The following is a 21,347-nucleotide window of genomic DNA, read 5'->3' on the forward strand; positions in this document are numbered from 1 at the left end:
CGCGCCGTGGCGCATGCGCTGATCCCGCCCGATGTCCTGAGCCGGCTGAAGAACCTGCGGCTGGCGGCGGCGCGCTCGACGGGTGCCGGCGGCATCGGCCAGCACGCCAGCCACACCCGCGGTGCAGGGCTGGAGTTCGTGCAGTATCGCGGCTATGAGCCCGGCGATGCGCTGCGCCAGGTCGACTGGAAGCTCTATGCGCGCTCGGACCGCTTTTTCGTGCGCGAAGCCGAACGCGAAAGTCCGCTCACGCTGTGGCTGCTGGTCGACGGTTCGGCGTCGATGGCGCAGTCCGACCGCGCGCGCCCGGAGTGGAGCCGCCTCGACGGCGCGCGCCTGATCGCCGCCTGCATCGCGGAAATCGCGCTGCGTCAGGGCGACCGCGTCGGCCTTGTCGGTCTGCACGCGACCGATTTGCGGATGCTGCCGCCGCGCGCCGGCACCCGTGCGCACAACGGCCTGTGGCTGGCGCTCCAGGCGCTGGAGTGCGGCGGGCATTTCCCAGCCCGGGCCCGGCTGGCACCGCTGTGGGAACGCACCCGCGCGGGCGATCTGGTGATCCTGATCGGCGATCTGTTCGACGAGGCGGCGGTGGCGCTGGCCGAACGCCTCGCCGCCGCCGGTCGCGAGGTCCGCACGATCCAGCTCCTTACCGCCGAAGAGCGCGACTTTCCCTTCGACGGCAGCTTCCTGTTCCACGACGCGGAAACCGGTGCCGAAATCCAGGGCGATGCCCGCGCCATGCGCGACGGTTATCTGGAGCGGTTCAGCGCCGCGCTGCGCGCGCTCGACGCCCGCCTGGACGCCGCCGGCATCGCACGCGCGCGCGGCGCGCTCGACGAACCGCCCGACCGGGTGCTGCACCGCATCCTCGCGCCGGGAGCGCCGGCGTGAGTCTCGCGCTGCTGCTGCCCGGCGCGCTGGCGGCGCTGACCGCGCTGGCGCTGCCGGTCCTGATCCACCTGGCGCGCCGCGACGTGCACCGGCGCATCGACTTTGCCGCGCTGCGCTGGCTTGCGCCCGAGGCGCGCCCGCGCCGGCGGCTGCGGCTGGAGGAACGCGCGCTGCTCGCCGCACGCCTCGTTCTGCTCGCGCTGATCGCGCTGTGGCTGGCGCAGCCGGCGCTGTCGGGTGCCGGCGACGCGCGCCCCTTCGTTGCCGTGATGCCGGGCGTTTCCGCGGCATCCCTGACCGCGCAGGCGCTGCCGGCCAGGGCCCGCCTGCACTGGCTGGCGGAAGGTTTTCCGGCGCTGGGAGACGGCGCGCCGAACGCGCCGCAGCCCGTCGCCAGCCTGCTGCGCCAGCTCGATGCCGAGCTCGATGCCGCCGCGCCGCTGATCGTGCTGGCCACGCCGATCTTCGACGGCGCGGACGCGCAGATTCCACGGCTGTCGCGCACGCTGGACTGGCGCATCGCGCCGGGCTCGCCGCCCGGCGTCCGCCCGCCGCCCGAACCCGGACCACCCGCGCTGCACGTGATTGCCGACGCCGCGCACGCGGCAGGTGCGCGCTACCTGCAGGCCGCCGCATCCGCATGGGGCGGCTCGGACGCGCCCATCCCCACGCACGCGCCCGACGCCGCCCTGCCCGCCGACCGCACGGGGTTCGTCGCCTGGCTGGCGGAAGGCGCGCTGCCCGAGGCGCTGCAAACCCGAATCGCCGAAGGCGGCACCGCTCTGCTGGCGGCCGATTCGCCGCTTCCCGCCGGCGTGGATGCGGTTGCGCTCTGGCGCGACGCGGACGGGGCGAGCCTGGCCGAAGGCGCGGCTTTCGGACGCGGCCGCGCGCTGCGTTTCACCCGCGCACTGGATCCGCAGGTGTTTCCGGCCCTGCTCGAAGCCGATTTTCCGCAGCGGCTGCGCGCGCTTTTGCAGGGATCGGCACCGGAACCGGCGCGCGCCGACGCCCGCGCCTGGCGTCCGCTCGACGGTGCCGCGCCGTGGCCGGAATCCCCGCGCGACCTGCGCCCGTGGCTGGCGCTCCTGATCGCGCTGGCGTTCGGCGCGGAGCGCTGGCTGGCCGCGCGCCTGCCTCAAAGGAGCGCGGCTTGAACGCGCTGCCGCGCCGCATCTGGCTGGCGGCACGCCGTCGCGATGCCGCGATCACGCTCGCCTTCGGCCTGCCGTGGCTCGCGGCCATCACCCTGCTTGCCGCGCGCCTGGGCGGAAGCCGCGCGGCGGGCCTGGCGCTGGCCACGCTCGCCTTGCTGTCGGGCGCTCTCGTGATCGCGCGATGGCGACGGCGCGATGCGCGCTGGCTGGTACGCGCGCTCGACGCCGCGCGGCCGGATCTGGACGACAGCGCCGACCTGTTGCTGCCCGACGCCGCGCCGTCGGCGCTCCAGCGGCTCCAGCGCCAGCGCTTGCTGGACCGCCTGCAAGCGCGGCCTGCGGACCTGCGCGCGCCCTGGCCCGCCGGCGCGCTGGCATGCTCGTTCGCTCTGGCCGCGGGCTGCGCGCTGGCCGCAGGGTTCTGGCCGGCACCATCGGCCGCGCCCGAGCAAGTCGCCCGCACCGCCGTCGTCGATACCGGCCCGCTGCGCCTCATCGACACCACCGTCGAAATCACGCCACCGCCCTACACCGGCCTGCCGCCGACAACGAGCGCCACGCTGTCGCTGCGCGCACCGCAGGATTCGCGGCTGCGCTGGCGGCTGCGGTTTTCCTCTCCGCCCCGCGAGGCGGCGCTGCTCCTGCTCGACGGCCGCCGCGTCACGCTCACGCAGGAGGGCGATCTGTGGCTGGCCGAGCTGGGGCTGGATCGCTCCGTGCTCTACCGCATCGAGGCGGACGGCGTGGCGCCGGGCGATGCGCCCGCACGCCTCGACGCGATTGCCGACCAGCCGCCGCAGATTCGCGTGCTCGCACCCGAGCACGGCCTGAGCCAGGCTGCACCCGGCCAGAAGCGCTGGTCGGTGGCCTTCGAGGCCAGCGACGACCATGCGCTGGCCGGATTTGCCAGCCTGCGCATCACCCACGCCCAGGGCAGCGGCGAGAACATCGGCGTCTCCGAACGAACCCTGCGCCTGCGCGGCGAGGGCGAGCCCGCGCGCCGGCGCTATGCGCACGCGCTCGATCTCGCCGGCCTGGGCTACGCGCCCGGCGACGACCTCATCGTCCAGCTCGCGGTGCGCGATACCCGCGCGCCGGTGCCGCAGGAGACGCGCAGCGCCAGCCTGATCCTGCGCTGGGCGAACGCGGGCGACGCCGGATCGGGCGACCTCGAAGCGGCCGTCCAGCGCGTGCTGCCGGCCTATTTCCGCAGCCAGCGCCAGATCATCCTCGACGCCGAGGCGCTGCTGCGCGAGAAGCCGGCGCTGGAGGCGGGTGCCTTTGCCCGGCGCGCCGATGCGCTGGGCGTCGATCAGCGCATCCTGCGGCTGCGCTACGGCCAGTTCCTGGGCGAGGAATCCGAAGGCGCACCCGGCGGGCTTGCCACCGGGCCGTCGGAAGACGGCGATGACCACGACGATGCCGGGGGACACGACGACCACGATCATGCCCGCGAGGCGCATCCTGAAAGCTTCGGCCAGGACATGGACCTCATCGCCAGCTTCGGCCACAGCCACGACATCCCCGAGGCCGCGACCCTGCTCGATGCGCGCACCCGGGAGGTGCTGCGCAAGGCGCTGGGGCAGATGTGGCAGTCCGAGCTGGGCCTGCGCCAGGCGCAGCCGCAGGCCGCGCTGCCGCACGCCTACCGCGCGCTCGATCTCATCAAGGAGGTGCAGCAGGCCGACCGCATCTACCTGCCCCGGCTCGGCACGGACCTGCCGCCGATCGACGAAGCCCGGCGGCTGGGCGGCACCCGCGACGGTCTGGCATCGCGCCCCGACCCGCTGCGCCCGGCGCAGCTCGAACCCGACGATCTGCCCGCGCTCTGGCGCGCGCTGGGCGACATGGATACAGCTCCCCTCGACCCGACGCTGCTCCAGCGCCTGCGCGCTGCGCTGGCGGCGCAGTCCGGGCGCGCGGCCGACCCGCTTGTGCTGCAGGAGGCGCTCGACGCCGCGGCGCGCCAGCCGGACTGCCGCGACTGCCGGCACGCCCTGCGCGCGGCGCTCTGGCCGCTGCTGGATGCGCCGCCTGCGGCCGTGTCGCGCCGCCCCGCGCACGATGCGGCAGGCGCGCGCTATCTCGACGCGCTGCGCACCGGGGAAACCGAATGATCGGCGCATCGCCACCCGTGCTGACGGGCATCGCGCTGGCGCTTGCGGTGCTCGCGTCGTGGCTGCGGCTGATGCGGCGGCGCACGCGCGGCGAACTCGCGGGCACGCACCTCCGCTTCGCGCTGCGGCTCCTGCTCCAGCCGGCGCTGGCGGCGCTGCTGTTCTTCGGCCTGTTTCCGCCACGCGCGGCGCTGCCCGAGGCGTCGCTGCTGGTGTTCACCGCGCGCGCCACCGACCTTGCCAAAGATCGCATGCTGCCGCGCATCGCCCTGCCCGAAGCCCCATCGGACATCGCCGCCGAGCGCGTGCCCGATCTGGCCACCGCGCTGCGCCGCCATCCGCAGGTGACATCGCTGCGCGTGCGTGGCGAGGGCCTGCCGGCGCGCGACATCGAGGCCGCGCGCGAGCTTGCCATCGTCCCGGGCGGCGACGCGCCGGCTCAGGGCCTGGTCGAACTCCACGCCCCGTCGCGGGTGGCGGCAGGCAACGGCTTCGCCCTGCACGGGCGCGTGGCCGGCGTCCCGAACGCACGGGTGAGCCTGCTCGATCCGGCCGGCGAACCCGTAGCGCAGGCACGCACCGACGCCAGCGGCCGCTTCGTCCTGGCGGGCACCGCGCGCGCCGCCGGCCTCGCCCGTTTCGCCCTGCGGCTCGCCGCCGGGGATGGCAGCGAGCGCGAGCGCCTGCCGCTGCCGATCCGCGTGGATGCGCCCGCGCCGCCGCGCGTCCTGGTGCTGGGCGGCGCGCCCAATGCCGAGCTGAAGTACCTGCGCCGCTGGGCGAGCGACAGCGGCGCGGCGCTGCGCACCCGCATCGGCACCGGAGCCGGGATGACGCTGGGCGATGCGCTGCCGGCGCTCGATGCGGCGGCGCTGGGCACCGTCGACCTGGTGGTGCTGGACGCACGCAGCCTCGCTGCGCTGGATGCGGCGACGTTCGCGGCGCTGGGTGCGGCGCTGGATGCGGGGCTGGGCGTGCTGGTCCGGATCGACGCGCCGCCCGCCGCGCGGGCGAGTGCGCGCCTGCGCGACTGGGGCCTTGAACTCGAAGGCGGTGCCGACCCCGTGGCCGCGCACCTGCCGTCGCGCGACGAGGAGGACGCCGGCACGCTGCCGGTGCTGACCCGCATCGCGATCTCCGTCCGCGGCGAAGACGCCGCGCTCCTGCTGCGCGATTCGCACGGCGAGGCGCTCGGCCACTGGCGCGCGCGCGGGCGCGGGCGGCTCGGCCTGATCAGCCTGGTCGACAGTTATCGCCTGGTACTGACGGGCCATCGCGAACGCCACGGCACGCTGTGGGCCGGTGTATTCGCCACCCTCGCGCGTGCCACAGAGGCTCCCGCCCGGGTCGACATCACGCAGCCGCTGTGGCCCGGCGAGCGCATCGCGCTGTGCGGGCTCGCGGACGGTGCGCAGGTAATCGATCCTGCGGGCGCGGTGATCGGGCTTGCGATCGACCCGGCGACAGGCTCGCGGCGCTGCGCCGCGTTCTGGCCAGCGCGCGAGGGCTGGCATCGGCTGCGCGACGGCGAGTCCGAGGTTCCGTTCGCGGTGCTGCCCGCCGCGGCGGGGCGGGCCTGGCAGGCGCAGCGTCGGCACGACGCGACAACGGCGCTGGCGGCGCTTTCATCCCAGGGCAACGCGAAATCCGTCGCACCGCAGCCCGGGCCGCGCGGATCGCCCTGGCCGTGGCTGGCCGGCTGGCTCGTTCTGGCAATGCTGGCATGGTGGATGGAGCGGCGCGAGGCGCGGCCCGCGGCCAGCCCGGGCCGATGACGCCACGAAGATCGGCCTGCCTGCGCCCCGGGCTTTCCCGCCTGCGCAGCGGTGCGCGCCTCAGCGCATCGGGAAGCCGCCGCGCCCGCCCATCAGGCCCTTCATGCCGCGCATCATGCCCTTGATGCCGCCCATGGAAAGCTTGGACATCATCTTTTCCATGTTCTGGTACTGCTTGAGCAGCTGATTGACCTGCGCCGGGCTGGTTCCCGAACCCCTGGCCACGCGCGCGCGGCGCGAGCCGTTGAGCAGGCCCGGATTGCGGCGCTCCTTCAGGGTCATCGAGTTGATGATGGCGATCATGCGCGGCACTTCCTTGCCGGTGACCTGGTTCTTGAGGTTGTCCGGCATCTGGCCCATGCCCGGCAGCTTGTCCATCAGGGCGTGGATGCCGCCCATGTTCTGCATCTGCTCGAGCTGGTCGCGCATGTCGTTGAGGTTGAACTTCTTGCCCTTGGCGACCTTCTCGGCGAGCTTGGCGGCCTTCTCCTGATCGACGTCGCGCTCGACCTGCTCCACCAGCGAGAGCACGTCGCCCATGTCGAGGATGCGGCTGGCGATGCGGTCGGGGTGGAACACGTCCAGCCCGTCCATTTTTTCCGAGGTGCCGATGAACTTGATCGGCTTGCCGGTGATGTAGCGCACGCTCAGGGCCGCACCGCCGCGCGCGTCGCCGTCGGTCTTGGTGAGCACCACGCCCGTCAGCGGCAGCGCCTCGGAAAACGCCTTGGCGGTGACGGCGGCGTCCTGGCCGGTCATGGAATCGACCACGAACAGTGTTTCGACCGGATCGACGGCCTGATGCAAGGCCTTGATCTCGGCCATCATCGCTTCGTCGATGGCGAGGCGTCCGGCGGTATCGACCAGCAGCACGTCGACGAAGCTCTTTTTCGCATCGCTGATCGCGGCCTTGACGATATCGACCGGCTTCTGCGAGGGATCGGACGGGAAAAACAGCACGCCGGTCTGTTCGGCGAGGGTCTTGAGCTGCTCGATCGCGGCGGGGCGGTAGACGTCGGCCGAGACCACCATCACTTTCTTCTTGCGCCGCTCCTTCAGGAGTTTGGCGAGCTTGCCCACCGTGGTGGTCTTGCCCGCGCCCTGCAGGCCGGCCATCAGGATCACCGCCGGGGCGGGCACGTTGAGATCGAGCTCGGCGCTCTGCGCGCCCATCACCAGGGTCAGCTCGTCGCGCACCACCTTGATGAGTGCCTGGCCGGGCGTGAGGCTCTTCATCACCTCCTGACCGACCGCGCGCACCTTGATGCGCTGGACCAGCGCCTGCACCACGGGCAGGGCGACATCGGCCTCCAGCAGGGCGACGCGCACCTCGCGGGTGGCCTCGCGGATGTTCTCCTCGGTCAGCCGACCGCGCCCGCGCAGGCGCTGGACCGTGGTGGAAAGACGCTGGCTGAGGGAATCGAACATGGCGGCAGTCGTGCGGGATGGCCAGCCAGTATATCGCGTGGGTTCGACCACACGTCGCCGGATGCGGCCGCCATGCCTGCCAAGCATCGGCGGGCTGTGCCAAACTTCGGGAATGTCAGGGCTCCTCGTCTACGCCGCCGTCATCGCCTATTTCGCCGCCGCAGTCTGGCAGGTGCGCGCACTGGCGGGCGATGCCGGCGTCCGCACGCGCGTTCCCGCCGGGCTCGCGCTTCTCGGGGCCGCGGGCCACGCCGCCGCACACCTGATGGCCTGGCATGCCTCCGGCGGGCCGGACATGCACTTCTTCGCGGCGCTGTCGCTGATCGCGTTCGGCACCGCCGCGCTCACCGCGGAGCTGAGCCTGAGCCGGCCGGTCGGCGCGCTGGGCGTGGTGGCGTACCCGCTCGCGGCGCTCCTGCTGCTGCTCTACCACTACGGCGCGGCCCCGGCGACGGCGGCATCGATGGGTTGGCAGATCCAGCTGCACGCCTGGCTGTCGCTGCTGGCCTACGCGGCGCTGAGCCTGGCGGCGCTGCTGGCGATCATGCTGTGGGCGCAGGAGCGCGGCCTGCGGCAGCGTCGCCTCGGGCGGCTGCTGCAGGTGTTTCCACCGCTGACCCTGGTCGAGACGCTGATGTTCCGCCTGATCGGGGTCGGATTCGCCCTGCTCACGCTGTCGCTGCTGACCGGCGTGGTGTTCGTGGAAAACCTCTTTGCCCAGCACCTGGTCCACAAGACCGTGCTCAGCCTCCTGGCCTGGGTGATCTTCGGCATCCTGCTGCTGGGCCGCGTGCGTTACGGCTGGCGCGGGCGCCGCGCGGTGCGTCTGGCCCTGGTGGCGATGGCGCTGCTGGGCCTGGGTTTTTTCGGCAGCAAGTTCGTGCTCGAAGTGATCCTGGCACGAGGCGAATGAACAGCACTCCGTCCATCGATGGCCTCGATGTTTCCGCCCTCGCAACCACGCAGCGGCGCTTCCGCCGTTTCCCGATCGACGGCAGCGTGCGGCTGTATTCGGGCAGCGCCATGTGGAACACGCGCCTGGTCGATCTGTCGCTGGCCGGCGTGCTGGTGGAACCACCGCCCGACTGGGATGGCACGATCGGCCACCGCTACCGGCTCGATCTGCGGCTGGAAGGCGGCATCCTGATCGGCATGGGCGTGGAACTGGCGCGCATCGACGACGCCGGGCTCGGGTTTGCCTGCAGCAAGATCGACCTGGGCAGCTTCACCCAGCTCAAGCGCCTGATCGAGCTGAACCTGGGCAACGTCGACGCGCTGCGGCACGAGCTGTCCGAACTGGGCGGCTGAGTGCGGCGTCGGGGGCTCGCCCCAAGACGGCGGAAACCACTGCGTGGGTTCCGCCCTACCGCGTTCCGACGAGGGGTATCCGCCCGCTTCGGGTCGGCCTACGACGTTGCTTCCAATGCATCGACCAGGCGCTCGACGGCGATCACGTCCATCTCCCCGAAGCGCTTCTTGGGTGCATTCGCACGCGGCACGATGGCGCGCCTGAAGCCGTGGGTGGCGGCTTCGCGCAGGCGCTCCTCGCCGTTGGGCACCGGCCGCAGCTCGCCGGAAAGCCCGACCTCGCCGAAGGCTACGGTGGGAAGTTCGAGCGGGCGACCGCGCAGACTGGAGAGAATCGCCAGCAGCACCGGCAGGTCGGCGGCGGTTTCCTGGATGCGGATGCCGCCGACGATGTTGACGTAGACATCCTGATCGTAGACGCCAATGCCGCCGTGGCGGTGCATCACCGCCAGCAGCATCGCCACGCGGTTCTGCTCCAGCCCGAGCGCGACGCGACGCGGGTTTGCGAGCGGACTCTGATCGACCAGGGCCTGCACTTCCACCAGCAGCGGGCGGGTGCCCTCGCGCGTGACCATCACGCAGCTGCCCGGCTGCGGTTCGCTGCTGCCGGAAAGGAAGATGGCCGAGGGATTGGGCACTTCGCGCAGGCCGGCGTCGCCCATCGCGAACACGCCCAGTTCGTTGACCGCGCCGAAACGGTTCTTGAAGGCGCGCAGCACGCGGAAGCGACTGCCGCTCTCGCCCTCGAAGTAGAGCACCGCATCGACCATGTGCTCGAGCACACGCGGCCCCGCGATCCCGCCCTCCTTGGTGACGTGGCCGACCAGGAACACGGCGGTGCCGGTCTCCTTGGCGAAGCGCACCAGCTTGGCCGCCGATTCGCGCACCTGGCTGACCGAGCCCGGCGCCGCCGCGAGCGGCTCGGAGTACATGGTCTGGATCGAATCGATCACCACCAGGCGCGGCTTCTCGCGCACGAGCTGGGGCAGGATGCGCTCGACGCAGGTCTCGGTCAGGCAGCGCAGATCGCCCAGCGCCAGGCCGAGCCGCGCGGCGCGCGCGCTCACCTGGCCCAGGCTTTCCTCGCCGGTGACGTACAGCCCTGGCAGGCGCGGCTCCATCGCGGCGACGGCCTGCAGCAGCAGGGTGGACTTGCCGATGCCCGGATCGCCGCCGATCAGCACCACCGAACCCTCCACCAGGCCGCCTCCCAGCACGCGATCCAGCTCGCCGATGCCGGTGGACTGGCGCACTTCCTCGCCCCGGGTCACGTCCGCCAGGCGCGTCACCTTCGCCGCGCCACCCGCGCCCGCATAGCCGCCGCGCGCGCCGCGCGCCTTGCCTTCGGCCGCGCTTTCCAGCGCGTATTCGGTCAAGGTGTTCCACTGCTCGCAGCCGGGGCATTGGCCCTGCCACTTGCTGGCGGTGGCACCGCACTGGGTGCAGACGTAGGCGGATTTCTGCCTGGTCATGGGCGCTGCCGGCGGTCGGCCTAGGCGCGCGTCGCGACCAGCGCCCAACCGGCGATTTCCCCGTTCTCGAAGTGCAGGGGATCCAGCCGGTCGATGCGGCCGCCGAAGGCATCGACCAAGGCGCGCACACCGGCCTCGTCGAGCGCGGCCGGCGGAAGTTCTTGCTGGCGCAGGCGTGCCGCGCGCAGGGCATCGCGCATGTCGTCCAGATGCTGCTGGCCGGCCTGCGCGCCGATGTCGGGCACGGCGGCCAGAAGCTGCATCAGGTATTCCCGCTGCTCGATCAGCGCATCCGGATGGCGCGCGCCGGCGACGCGCTCTTTGATGGCGCGCAGTGCCTCATTGAACGCGCCGCGCGCGGCGTTGGCGGCGGCGTCGGAGCGAAGCGCGTCGCGCCCTTCCGTGGTGGCGGCGCTGGCGAGAGGTTCGATCAGCGTCTGGGCGCGGGCGAGCAGCCCGTCATCCTCCAGCAGAAAGTCGATATGGGCGCATTCCTCGTGCGCGATGCGCACCGGCAGGGCATCGACGTGGTGCAGCACCGCGGCCAGGCGGCCACCGGGGCGCAGCACCCGTCCGCACTCCCGGAACGCCGCCTCGCCGACGTACTCGATGCCGTACTGGCTCATGCACAGATCGAACGTGGCGTCGTCCAGCGGCAGCGCGGCGACATCCGCGCCGGCGTGCAGCACGAAGCGCGCACGCACGGATTCCGATGCGGCATCCAGCCACTGCGGCGCGACCTCGGCCGCGTCCACCGCATCCACGCGCGCGACGCGCGCCCCGTAGTCGGAGTCCAGCAGCATCTGGCTCATGGGCGCATTGCCGCAGCAGGCGTCCAGCACCCGGGCGTCGGATGGCAGCGCCTCGAACACCGACTTCCAGAAGTCACCGATCCTGCCGGTGTAGTTGGCGGCAAAGCTGCCCGGGCATGAATGCTGCACGCCGCTGGACCAGTAGCGGGTCCAGGCTTGCGCGCGCGTGAGCGGCTCATCGACCGCCGGCGACTGCGACATGAAGAAACTCCTGCGTGTAATCGACGCCGCCGCACGAACGCGACAGCGCAATGGGCCAGTCTAGCGGCAATCAGGCGTGTTCCGGCGGCACCTTGAGCGGCTCGACGCCATCCATGCGGAAGCGCGCATTGAAGGCCACGGTCATGCGCAGGCCGTCGCCTTCGGGATTGAACGGCGTGACTTCGTGCAGCAGCCAGGACGGGAACAGGATCAGCTGCCCGGGCTTGAGGCGGATCGGCCAGCTGCCGGTGTGGAAGGGCGGTTTGAGCTTGTGCGAGGCCATGTCGACGAACATGGTGTTCATCGCGAAGGGACTGATGAAGGTCAGGCGGCCGCTGTGCTCGTCGGCCTCGTCGCCTTCCTGGCAGACGCAGTACACGCCCGACCAGGAGTGCAGCGGATGGTTGTGCGCACCGAAGAAGCCGCCCTTGCGGGTCACGTGGAACCAGGACTCCATCGCGACGTGCAGGCGCGCCAGCGTCGGCTGGTCGTAGCCGTTCAGTTCGCCGACGCCGTGATACAGCGAGGCGAGGCAGAAATCCCGCAGCTTCGTCACCGCAGGGTGCTTCCAGTCGAACAGGTTGAAGGCGCTCTCGAACAGCGTCGCGTTGCGCTGCACGAGGGCCTCGCGGTTGGCGTAGCGCTCGCCCTGCGATTCGCACTCCAGAAAGAAGCTGCGCAGTTCGGCATTCAGCGCGTCGGCCTCGTCCAGCTGCACGTTGACGAGGGGAACCGCATAGGCCGTGATGAAGGAAACCTTGTTCATCGATGGAATCCGTGATGTGGAAACCAGACATTTTAACTGCGATTGCGCAGGATTCCGCCGCGCTCGGCGCGCCCGCTGCGCCACGGCAATCGCGCGCCGCGCGGTGATGCCCGCACCCCGCACCCAGCCTGGCGGCGCGAACGGCGCGCGGCGTGATCGGCACAAAAGCGGAGGGGCCTCTTTCGAGGCCCCTCCGGGTACAGCATGCAGCGAACGATCCGCGAGGATCAGAAGCGCTGGGTGTAGCGGAAGTACGGCACGCGACCCCAGACGTCGTACAGGGTCACATCGACCGAGTCCGCCGCATAGTGGGTGTACAGGTAGTCGTTGCTCGGATCGCGGTTGAGCGCGTTGCGCACGCCGAGGCTGACGGTCGCATCCCACGGTGCCTTGTAGCTGAACTGCAGGTCGTGCGAGGTGAACGACGGCATGGTCTTGCCGACCAGGCCTTCCGCGTACTCTTCGAACGAGCCGGTGTAGCCGTTCCTCGAGTCACCGATCCAGTCGCGATAGGTCCACGAGTGGGTGTGGTGGATGTAGTTGATGTTCCAGGTCACCTCGAAGTCGTTCATCGACCACACGTTCTGCAGACCGGCGCGGATGCGCGGGGCACCCGGCTGGCCAACGTAGCTCGGGTTGTCGTTGGTGTGCTGGTCGGCCACGTAACCGATCATCAGCTGGTTGCGCAGCGAGCCCCAGCCGCCCAGATCGAAGTTGGTACGCGCGGTGAAGTCGTAACCTTCGGTCTGGATCTCGCCCAGGTTGGCGTAGCCGGTCTGGGCGTAGACGATGCCGCCGGTCACCGGGTCGAGCTCGAGGCCCAGGCCGATTTCCGGGTGCGGCGGGTTGACCGAGGTGCCGGCCGGGAAGAGCGACAGGCCCGTCGGGCACATCGTGATGCTGCCGCGCAGACAGCCGGTGATGGTGGCGCTGCCGATGAAGGCGATCTGGTCGGTGATCTTGATGTTGTAGTAATCAAGGCTCATGTTCAGCCAGTTGGTGGCATCCCACACCACGCCCAGGCTGAACTGCTCGGACTGCTCCGACGTCAGGCTCGGGTTGGCGATGCGCCAGGTGTTGATCTGCGTGGAGCAGCTCGGGTTGCCCGTGAGCATGATGCAGGTGTCGCGATCGTTGGTGTCATCGGCGCTGAACGAGGGCTTGGCGGTCAGGATGTCGAGCGACGGCGCGCGGAAGCCTTCGCCGTAGGAGCCGCGGAAGGTCAGGCTGTCGAGCGGCTGCCAGCGCAGCGAAACCTTGGGAGCGAAGTCGCTGCCGTAGTCGCTGTAGTCGTCGTAGCGGCCGGCGATGTCGACCTCGAAGTTGCTCAGGAACGGCAGCAGCACTTCGAAGTAGACGGCGGTGACGTCGCGGCCACCGGCGGCGGAGTTGCCCGCCGAGCCCACGACCTGGCCCGACTCGGACAGCGGATCGTAGTTGTCCTGGTAGTAATCCTCGCGGTACTCGGCACCGACCACGGCCGCGGCCGAACCACCGGACAGCGAGAACAGGTCGAAACCGGCGTTGGCGTAGAACTCCTTGGTGGAGGTCTTCAGGTCACGCAGGATCGTGGTGGTGAAGCCCAGGCCGTTCGGATCGCCCGCAAACGGGTCGTAGATGTTGTACGCGCCGGAGGTGATCGGCGCCTGGGCGAGGCCGCCCACGACGTAGTTCTCACCCTTGTCCCAGCCGCGGCTCTCGACGTAGCGCGCGCCGAAGTCCAGATCGACGGCACCGAGGCGGCCCTGGAAGCCACCGGTGTAGTTGTTGGTGGTGACTTCGGAGAACGAGTCGCGGTTGCCCAGCGCGGCGAAGCGGTGGAACAGGAACAGGTCCTGGTTGGCGTACTGCGCGTAGAAGTCGTCGTAGTACGGGTTCAGGCCGCCGTCGGCGGGCGCGGTGCCCGGGTGGTTGGGGCTGCCGGCGACGAGGCGGATCGCACCGCCCGGGAACGGGCTGGACGGCACCGGCGCGTAGCGGCCGAAGGCTTGGGCCTTGGTGGAAGCGGCGTCGAAGTAGAACGTCCAGTCGTCGTTGATCTCGTAGTCGCCGCGCGCGAAGACCGAGTTGTTCTTCATGCTGGAGATGACGGCCGAGACGGCCTTGTGGTTGAACTGGCAAACGCCGGTGCTGGCCTGCCAGAACAGGTCGCTGTCGTCGCCGTTGGTGCACAGGCCGGGGACCGCGGTGCCGTAGGTCGGGTGCGGCAGGCGCGCGCTGGCCGCGGTGGAGATGCGGGTGGCGAAGTTGTTGGAGTAGACCGAGCTGCCGGGGCCGGTGTACCAGTAGTCGCGGTCGCGGTTGAACACGATGTCGCGCTCGGCATAGGAGGCACCGGCCAGCACGCGGCCGCGGTCGCTGGAGGTGCCGATGATGACGCTGCCTTCCTCGGTGTCACCGCCGTCTTCCGTCGGGCGACCCATGCCGAAGCTGATCTGGACGCCATCGAAGTCCTTGCGGGTGATGATGTTGATCACGCCACCCAGGGCGTCGGAGCCGTAGATGGCCGAGGCACCGTCGCTGAGGATTTCAAAGCGCTCGACCGCCGCCAGCGGGATCGAGTTGAGGTCCTGGCCCGAGCCGAGCTGCGGGGAGGTCGGGGCACGGCGGCCGTCAATCAGGATCAGGGTCCGCTCGGATCCCAGACCGCGCATGCTGACCGTGGTGGCACCAAGGCCCGAGCTGCCCGAGGAGCTCTGGTAGGAACCGAAGCTGTTGAAGGTGGTGTCGCGCAGGAAGTCGGCGACCGAGATGCTGCCGCTGGCTTCGATCTGCGCGCGGTCCATCACGACGACCGGCAGCGAGCCTTCAATGTCGGCGCGCTTGATGCGCGAGCCGGTGACTTCGATGCGATCCAGCTTGGTCGCTTCGTCCTTGTCCTGCGCGAAGGCGACGTTGGCGGTAAGGCCGATGGCACCGGTGGCACCGAGCACGAGGCAGGTTCGCACTGCGTTGCTCAGTAGATTGCGAGTGAACTTCATTCTCTCTCTCCAGCTTCTGTTAAGAGTGGTTTGGTTTGTCCGGGATCGGGGGTGTAACCCCTCCCTCCTCAACGTTTGCCGCCGAACGGAGACACCCCCGATCCTGCCGCAGTGGCGGATCATAACAACAAATTTTTAATGTTGGAAGTGTCGCCGGCGGGCGCACGCAACACATTGTTGCGGAAGAACAACAGCGCCCGCGAAAGGCGTCATCCGACCGTCATCGGAATCAGCGTGCTGATCACGTGGTCGACGTAGGCCTCGAACTCGGCATGCTGCAGGCGCGGCTGGCGCAGATGCAGGGAGAGCTGCAGGAAGCCGACGTAGGCCGCGTAGGTCAGGTGGGCGCGGTTCTGGGCTTCGACGCGCGCCATGCCGACCTGGCGAAAGGCGAGCATGAGGTAGTCGAGGCGGCGCTTGGAGACGCGCTGCATCACCGGCTGCACCACGGGATGATCCAGCGCCTTGAGCAGTTCCGAATAGATCACGTGCGAGCGCACCTCGTGCGCGACGCGAAGGAAAAGCTCGCGCATGCGCTGGCGCGGGTCGGGAATGGCTTCGAGCTGGGCGAAGACCTCGTCCAGTTCGACCTGCTCCCAGCGCTCCAGCGCGGCCTGCAGCAGGGCATCGCGCGAGGGGAAGTGCCAGTAGAAGCTGCCCTTGGTCACGCCGAGGCGGCGCGCCAGCGGTTCGACCGCCACCGCCCGAACGCCTTCCTCCGCGATCAGGTCCAGTGCCGCCGCGGCCCAGTGCGTGGCGCTGAGGCGCCGGGTGCGTTCGGCCTTGGCGGAAGCGGTGGCGGATGCACTCATCAGGCGGAACTCCGTGGGGTGGTTGCAAGGGTAGTCGGGGCGAAAAGAACGGGCGGGGAAATCACCATACGGGTGCGTATTGACAGGTGTCGCCGCGCTCAACATACTAATGTGTATGGTATCGCAGATCCCTTCCGCACCCGAAGCCTCGGGCCTGACCTATTCCGGGCCGCTGGCGCTGGAACGCTTCGCGGGGCGGCCCTCGCATCCGGACCTGCTGTTCGCACACGGCTTCGGCCAGACCCGGCTGGCGTGGTCGCGCGCCGCGCGGCAGCTGGCCGCGCGGGGCTATCCGGGCACCAGCTTCGACGCCCGCGGCCACGGCCAGAGCCGCTGGAACCCGCCGGACCAGGACTACGCGCTGGAGCAATTCGCCGACGACCTGACGCGGCTGGCCGATGAGCACGCGCGGCCGCCGGTGCTGGTCGGTGCCTCGATGGGCGGACTGCTCGGGATGTTCGCCCAGACCCACCGCGCGCCGCCGCCGTTTCGCGCCCTGGTGCTGGCCGACATCACGCCGCGCTGGGAGGCGGCCGGCGTGGAGCGCATCCTCGGCTTCATGACGGCGCACCCGCAAGGCTTCGACAGCCTGGAGCACGCCGCCGACGAGATCGCCGGCTACCTGCCGCACCGCGCGCGCAAGTCGCCCGCGGATCTGGAAAAAATCCTGTTCCGGACGCCTGCCGGGCGCTGGCGCTGGCACTGGGATCCGCGCATGGTCGATGCGATCGGCCGCCGCGGCGAGGAATACCAGGCGCATCTGGTCGAGGCCGCGCGCCGCATCAAGGTACCGGTGCTGCTGGTCAGCGGCGGACGCAGCGAGCTGGTGAACGACGCCCACGTGCGCGAGTTCCTCGCGCTGGTGCCGCACGCGCAGCACGTCCGCCTGCCCGAGGCCACCCACATGGTGGTCGGTGACGACAATGACGCTTTTACTCGAACCATTTCTGCTTTCCTGACGACGCTGCACGCCGACGGCCCGACCTCTCGCGGAGAATCCCGATGAACATCCTCCTTCCCTTCCTCCTGCTGCTGCTGGCCGGAGCCATCGCGGCCTACCTGCGCGCATCGCTCAAGACCTGGGTGATCCTGAGCGCGGCGGGCCTCGTCGGTGCGCTGGCGGCCAAGGCCAGCGTCATCGCCACGCTCATCGCCGCCGCGCTGCTGGCGCTGGTGGCGGTGCCGCTGCTCAGCACCGGCCTGCGCCGCCACCGCATCAGCGCGCCGCTGCTTGCGATCTACCAGAAGATGCTGCCGACGCTCTCGGAAACCGAGCAGACCGCGCTGGAAGCGGGCACGGTCGGCTTCGAGGGCGAGCTGTTTTCCGGCATGCCGAACTGGAAGTCGCTGATGGACCAGCCCAGGCCGGAGCTGACGGCCGAGGAACAGGCCTTCCTCGACGGCCCGGTGGAAGAGGTCTGCGCGATGACCAACGACTGGGACATCACCCACGTTCGCGCCGACCTGCCGCCGGAAATCTGGAGCTTCCTGGGCAAGCACAGGTTCTTCGGCATGATCATTCCGAAGGAGTATGGCGGCCTCGGCTTCTCGGCGCTGGCGCACGCGCGCGTGATTGCCAAGCTGGCCTCGATCTCGGCCACGCTGTCGTCCACCGTGGGCGTGCCCAACTCGCTCGGGCCGGCGGAGCTGCTGCTGCACTACGGCACCGACGAGCAGAAGAACCACTACCTGCCGCGCCTGGCCGACGGACGCGAGATCCCCTGCTTCGCGCTCACCGGCCCGATGGTCGGTTCCGACGCCACCTCGCTGCCCGACTACGGCACGGTCTGCGAGGGCGAGTGGAACGGCGCCAAGGTGCTCGGCGTCAGGCTCAACTTCGACAAGCGCTACATCACCCTGGCACCGATCGCCACGGTGATCGGGCTGGCCTTCCGCCTGTACGACCCGGACGGACTGCTGGGCGACACCAGCGATCGCGGCATCACGCTGGCGCTGATGCCGCGCGAGACGCCGGGCCTGGAGATCGGCCGCCGCCACGTACCACTCAACTCCGCCTTCCTCAACGGCCCGGTGCGCGGTCACGAGGTGTTCCTGCCGCTGTCCTCGCTCATCGGCGGCGAGGACTACATCGGCCACGGCTGGCGCATGCTGGTGGAATGCCTCTCGGTCGGCCGCGGCATCACCCTGCCGTCGACCGCGGCCGGCGGCATGAAGGCCGGCGCGCTGGTCACCGGTGCCTACGCCCGCATCCGCAAGCAGTTCGGTCTGGCCATCGGCCGCTTCGAGGGCATCGAGGAGGCACTGGCGCGCATCGGCGGCAACGCCTACGCCGGCAGCGCGCTGGCGCAGGCCACGGCTGCGGCGGTCGATCGCGGGGAAAAACCCGCCGTCGCCACCGCCATCGCCAAGTACCACTGCACCGAGAAGGGCCGCCAGATGGTCAGCGACGTGATGGACGTGATCGGCGGCAAGGGCATCGTGCTGGGGCCGCGCAACTTCGCCGGGCGCAACTGGCAGGCCGCACCGATCTCGATCACGGTGGAAGGCGCGAACATCCTCACCCGCTGCCTGATGATCTTCGGCCAGGGCGCGATCCGCTGCCATCCCTGGGTGCTCAAGGAAATGCAGGCGGCGCGCCATCCGGATCCGGCCACGCGCCTGCGCGAGTTCGACCACGCGCTGTTCAGCCACATCGGCTTCGCCATCTCCAACGCGGTGCGCAGCCTGGTGCTGGGGCTGACCGGTGCCAGCGTCGGCACGGTGCCGGGCGATGCCTACACCCGCCGCTACTACCGCAAGCTCAACCGCTACTCGGCCAACCTCGCGCTTGCGGCCGATGTCTCGATGCTCACCCTGGGCGGACGGCTCAAGTTCAAGGAACGCCTGTCCGCGCGCCTGGGCGACGTGCTCAGCCAGCTCTACATCGCCAGCGCCATGCTCAAGCGCTACGAGGATGAAGGTCGCCCGACCGGCGACCGCCCGCTGCTGGCCTGGGCCTTCCACGACTGCGCGCACAAGATCGAGCTGGCGCTGTCCGAGGCGCTGCGCAACTTCCCGATCAAGCCGGTGGGCTGGGCGCTGTGGATGCTGATCTTCCCCTGGGGCCGCCGTGCGCACGCGCCGGGCGACCGCCTCGGCCACCGCGTTGCCGCGATCCTGCTTTCGCCGGGCGACGCGCGCGACCGCCTCGGTGCCGGCACCTTCCTGACCCCGTGCGAGAACAACCCGGGCGGACGCATCAACGCCGCCTTGCCCGTGGTGGTCGCGGCCGAGCCGGTCGAACGCAAGTTCCTCAAGGCGATCAAGGCCGGCCAGATCGAAGCGCGCGAGCACGACGCGCAGCTGCAGGAAGCGCGCCTCAAGGGCCTGCTGAACGCCGACGAGGTGGCGCTGCTGCAGGAGCTGCACGCGCTCACGCTCGACGCGATCAGCGTGGACGACTTCGACCCGTCCGAACTGGCGGCGGCAAGCTTCGTGCAGAAGCCCACGCCGCGCAGCAAGGCGGCGTAAGAACAGCCCGTCGGGGGCGTAGACCCGACCTGCGCGCCGAGGCGGGAACCCTCTCCACCACCGCAGGTCGGCCCTGCGTGGCCGACGTGGCTACGCGGCCGACGTCGCCTTCCCATTGATTCGAGGTCATCCGATGCCGTCCACGCTCGCCCTCTACCGCCGCCTCGCCGGCAAGCCGATGGGGCGCTGGCTGTTCAGCCGCCTGGTCTGCTTCAAGGCACCTTATTTCGGCTCGATCCGTCCGCGCATCGCGCAGCTGGAGCCAGGCTGCTGCAAGGCCACGCTGCGCGACCGCCGCGCGGTGCGCAACCACATCGGGACCGTCCACGCGATCGCCATGTGCAACCTGGCGGAGCTGGCCGGAGGGCTGATGGTGGACGCCAGCCTGCCGCCCTCGATGCGCTGGATACCCAAGGGCATGACGGTGGAATACCTGCGCAAGGCCCACGGCACGCTGGAAGCCACGGCCACGCCCGAGATTCCCGTCGCCGCCGCGGATAGCGGCTACGAGCTTCCGGTCGCGGTGGCCGTGCGCGACACCAGCGATGAAATCGTGTTCCGCGCCCGCATCACGATGTGGCTGGCACCCAGGGCGGCACGCGCCGCGCGCTGAGCTTCAGGCGACGCGGCTTTCGGCCATTGCGGCCCGCGGCACCTCGTCGGGCAGGCTCTTCTCCGCGCGCACCACGCGCCAGGCACCCAGCGCCATGCCCGCGGCCACGCCCACGCCGACGAGGAACACCACGTTCGAGCCGAAGCCGGACAGGAGCTTGTGCAGCCACACGAAGGTCAGGTCGCCGCCGCGGTAGACCACCGTGTCGATCACCGCCTTGGCCTTGTAGCGCGACTCCCGATCGACGCGGGTGTAGAGGGTTTCGCGCGCCGGTTTGGCGAGAGAGAACTCGCCGGCCCGGGTCATCACCTGCACCACCCAGATCAGCGCCGGCAGCGGCGAGGCGGACAGCACCGCGAAGCCGATCAGGATCGCCATCGCCGGGATCAGCAGCAGCGGGGCCACGCCGTAGCGATGCAGCAGCCAGCGCGTCAGGAACACCTGCACGATGATGGTCAAAAGGTTCACGCCCAGGTCGAGTCCGGCGTAGTAGGTGGTGCGGGTGGCGTCATGCGCCAGATGGCGCGCGATCGCGGCCTGCTCGTTGTAGAGCAGGGTGCCGACGCCCACGCCGAAGAACATCAGCATCGCCAGCGCGCGCAGCAGCGGATCGCGCCACACCAGCGCCAGGCCGGCCAGCATCGAACCGCCCATGGCACCCTCGCCGCTGGCGGCCCCGTGGCGGCGCTCGCGCAGGATCGCCCAAGGGCGCAGCTTGAGGATGCACACCAGGCACAGCGCCAGGAATGCGGCCGACACCAGCAGCAGGTTGGCCACGCCGACGCGCTCGGCCAGCAGGCGCGTGATGATCGGCCCGGTGAGCGCGCCGATGGTGCCGCCGGCCCCGATGTAGCCGTAAACCTTCTTGGCGTCCTCGTTGTCGAAGACATCGGCCATGTAGCTCCAGAACACGGTGACGGCAAAGAGGTTGAACACCGCGGTCCAGATGAAGAACAGCGCCCCGCGCCCCGGCAGCTCGCGCGCGAACGCCCAGTAGAAGAACAGCAGGCAGGCGATGAAGAAGAGGTACACGCCCGGCAGGAACACCCGGCGCGGGAAACGCGAGACCAGGGCACCGTAGATCGGCTGCGCCAGCACCATTGCGAAGAAGGTGCCGGTGAACAGCACCTGCAGGGTGAAATCCCCGAGGCTGAAGCCGTGGCCCTGCGCCCAGGCGATCAGCGCCGGCGGGAAGATCGCCTGCGCATCGGCCGACGCGCCCATGGCATCGCGCACCGGGCGCAGCACGTAGTAGCCGGTCAACAGGCTGAAGAAGTAGAGCAGCGACCACCACAGCGCCGGCGAGCCGACGCCCAGCGAGGCGATCACGTCCCGCAGTCCGCTGCCGGGACGGGTTCGGTGACGGGTTGGCGTGGTCAAGAGGTGGCGTACTCCGCCGCGGGTGAAGGATCACCGGACCGGCACCGGGGCCGTCCAGCGCGCAAAGTATCCGATGCAGTGCAGCATCGCCAAGCCTTTTCCCGCCCTTTCGGCTCCGATCGACGGCCCACGTCACGGTTCCGTGGCATCGAAGCACACA

General features: G+C 70.2%; 16 protein-coding genes. 9 read left to right on the forward strand and 7 right to left on the reverse strand.

The features are described 5' to 3' along the window. The first annotated feature begins 6 nt into the window (after positions 1-6). The 4 genes from WB794_RS05685 to WB794_RS05700 are packed head-to-tail and all read left to right on the forward strand — an operon-like array spanning position 7 to position 5,943. Positions 7-894, forward strand: coding sequence for a DUF58 domain-containing protein (locus tag WB794_RS05685; RefSeq protein ID WP_337334879.1), 888 nt, complete (start codon positions 7-9; stop codon positions 892-894). Continuing rightward, positions 891-2,051 (forward strand): BatA domain-containing protein, encoded by a 1,161-nt coding sequence (locus WB794_RS05690; protein ID WP_337334880.1) that lies wholly within the window; start codon positions 891-893, stop codon positions 2,049-2,051. The genes WB794_RS05685 and WB794_RS05690 overlap by 4 nt, the downstream gene beginning before the upstream one ends. Beyond that, positions 2,048-4,168: a hypothetical protein gene (locus WB794_RS05695; protein WP_337334881.1), complete on the forward strand. Its 2,121-nt coding sequence runs from the start codon at positions 2,048-2,050 to the stop codon at positions 4,166-4,168. Before WB794_RS05690 ends, WB794_RS05695 begins: the two co-directional genes overlap by 4 nt. Next, a complete protein-coding gene (locus WB794_RS05700) occupies positions 4,165-5,943 on the forward strand; it encodes a carboxypeptidase-like regulatory domain-containing protein (RefSeq protein ID WP_337334882.1) in 1,779 nt (592 codons plus the stop codon). The genes WB794_RS05695 and WB794_RS05700 overlap by 4 nt, the downstream gene beginning before the upstream one ends. Before the next feature lie 60 nt (positions 5,944-6,003). Here the strand turns inward: WB794_RS05700 and ffh are convergent, their stop codons facing one another. After that, positions 6,004-7,371, reverse strand: coding sequence for a signal recognition particle protein (gene ffh, locus WB794_RS05705; RefSeq protein WP_337334883.1), 1,368 nt, complete (start codon positions 7,369-7,371; stop codon positions 6,004-6,006). Between the two features lie 112 nt (positions 7,372-7,483). Between ffh and WB794_RS05710 the strand changes: the two genes are divergently transcribed. Together WB794_RS05710 and WB794_RS05715 are read left to right on the forward strand one after the other, a co-directional pair. Then, entirely contained in the window at positions 7,484-8,284 is an 801-nt protein-coding gene (locus tag WB794_RS05710; protein ID WP_337334884.1) for a cytochrome C assembly family protein, read from the forward strand. After that, the gene (locus WB794_RS05715) at positions 8,281-8,679 is read left to right on the forward strand and encodes a PilZ domain-containing protein (RefSeq protein WP_337334885.1); all 399 of its coding nucleotides are present in this window, start codon (positions 8,281-8,283) and stop codon (positions 8,677-8,679) included. The genes WB794_RS05710 and WB794_RS05715 overlap by 4 nt, the downstream gene beginning before the upstream one ends. 98 nt (positions 8,680-8,777) lie before the next feature. Here WB794_RS05715 and radA read toward each other — a convergent pair whose 3' ends face one another. The 5 genes from radA to WB794_RS05740 all read right to left on the reverse strand — a co-directional run bounded on the left by radA (position 8,778) and on the right by WB794_RS05740 (position 15,723). Further along, a complete protein-coding gene (radA, locus tag WB794_RS05720) occupies positions 8,778-10,151 on the reverse strand; it encodes a DNA repair protein RadA (RefSeq protein ID WP_337334886.1) in 1,374 nt (457 codons plus the stop codon). Between the two features lie 20 nt (positions 10,152-10,171). Further along, positions 10,172-11,164, reverse strand: a complete 993-nt coding sequence (locus tag WB794_RS05725) for a class I SAM-dependent methyltransferase (protein ID WP_337334887.1) — start codon at positions 11,162-11,164, stop codon at positions 10,172-10,174. 70 nt (positions 11,165-11,234) lie between these two features. Next, positions 11,235-11,930 carry a putative 2OG-Fe(II) oxygenase gene (locus WB794_RS05730; protein ID WP_337334888.1) on the reverse strand — a complete coding sequence of 232 codons (696 nt, stop codon included), beginning with the start codon at positions 11,928-11,930 and terminating at the stop codon, positions 11,235-11,237. 227 nt (positions 11,931-12,157) lie between these two features. Then, positions 12,158-14,911, reverse strand: coding sequence for a TonB-dependent receptor plug domain-containing protein (locus WB794_RS05735; protein ID WP_337334889.1), 2,754 nt, complete (start codon positions 14,909-14,911; stop codon positions 12,158-12,160). Positions 14,912-15,120: 209 nt separating this feature from the next. Continuing rightward, a complete protein-coding gene (locus WB794_RS05740) occupies positions 15,121-15,723 on the reverse strand; it encodes a TetR/AcrR family transcriptional regulator (protein ID WP_337334890.1) in 603 nt (200 codons plus the stop codon). 115 nt (positions 15,724-15,838) lie between these two features. On the opposite strand from WB794_RS05740, the gene WB794_RS05745 reads away from it, so the two are divergent. From WB794_RS05745 to WB794_RS05755, 3 genes are all read left to right on the forward strand, one after another. Then, complete coding sequence (locus WB794_RS05745) at positions 15,839-16,729, forward strand: alpha/beta fold hydrolase (protein ID WP_337334891.1); 891 nt, start codon at positions 15,839-15,841, stop codon at positions 16,727-16,729. Further along, on the forward strand, positions 16,726-19,194 hold the full coding sequence (locus WB794_RS05750) for an acyl-CoA dehydrogenase (protein WP_337334892.1): 2,469 nt from the start codon (positions 16,726-16,728) through the stop codon (positions 19,192-19,194). Before WB794_RS05745 ends, WB794_RS05750 begins: the two co-directional genes overlap by 4 nt. Before the next feature lie 133 nt (positions 19,195-19,327). Further along, positions 19,328-19,807 carry a hotdog fold domain-containing protein gene (locus WB794_RS05755; protein WP_337334893.1) on the forward strand — a complete coding sequence of 160 codons (480 nt, stop codon included), beginning with the start codon at positions 19,328-19,330 and terminating at the stop codon, positions 19,805-19,807. A gap of 3 nt (positions 19,808-19,810) precedes the next feature. Here the strand turns inward: WB794_RS05755 and WB794_RS05760 are convergent, their stop codons facing one another. Beyond that, on the reverse strand, positions 19,811-21,187 hold the full coding sequence (locus tag WB794_RS05760) for an NTP/NDP exchange transporter (RefSeq protein WP_415926648.1): 1,377 nt from the start codon (positions 21,185-21,187) through the stop codon (positions 19,811-19,813). Positions 21,188-21,347 lie beyond the last annotated feature (160 nt).

The organism is Denitratimonas tolerans (genome assembly GCF_037203605.1).
GTDB lineage: Bacteria > Pseudomonadota > Gammaproteobacteria > Xanthomonadales > Xanthomonadaceae > Denitratimonas > Denitratimonas tolerans.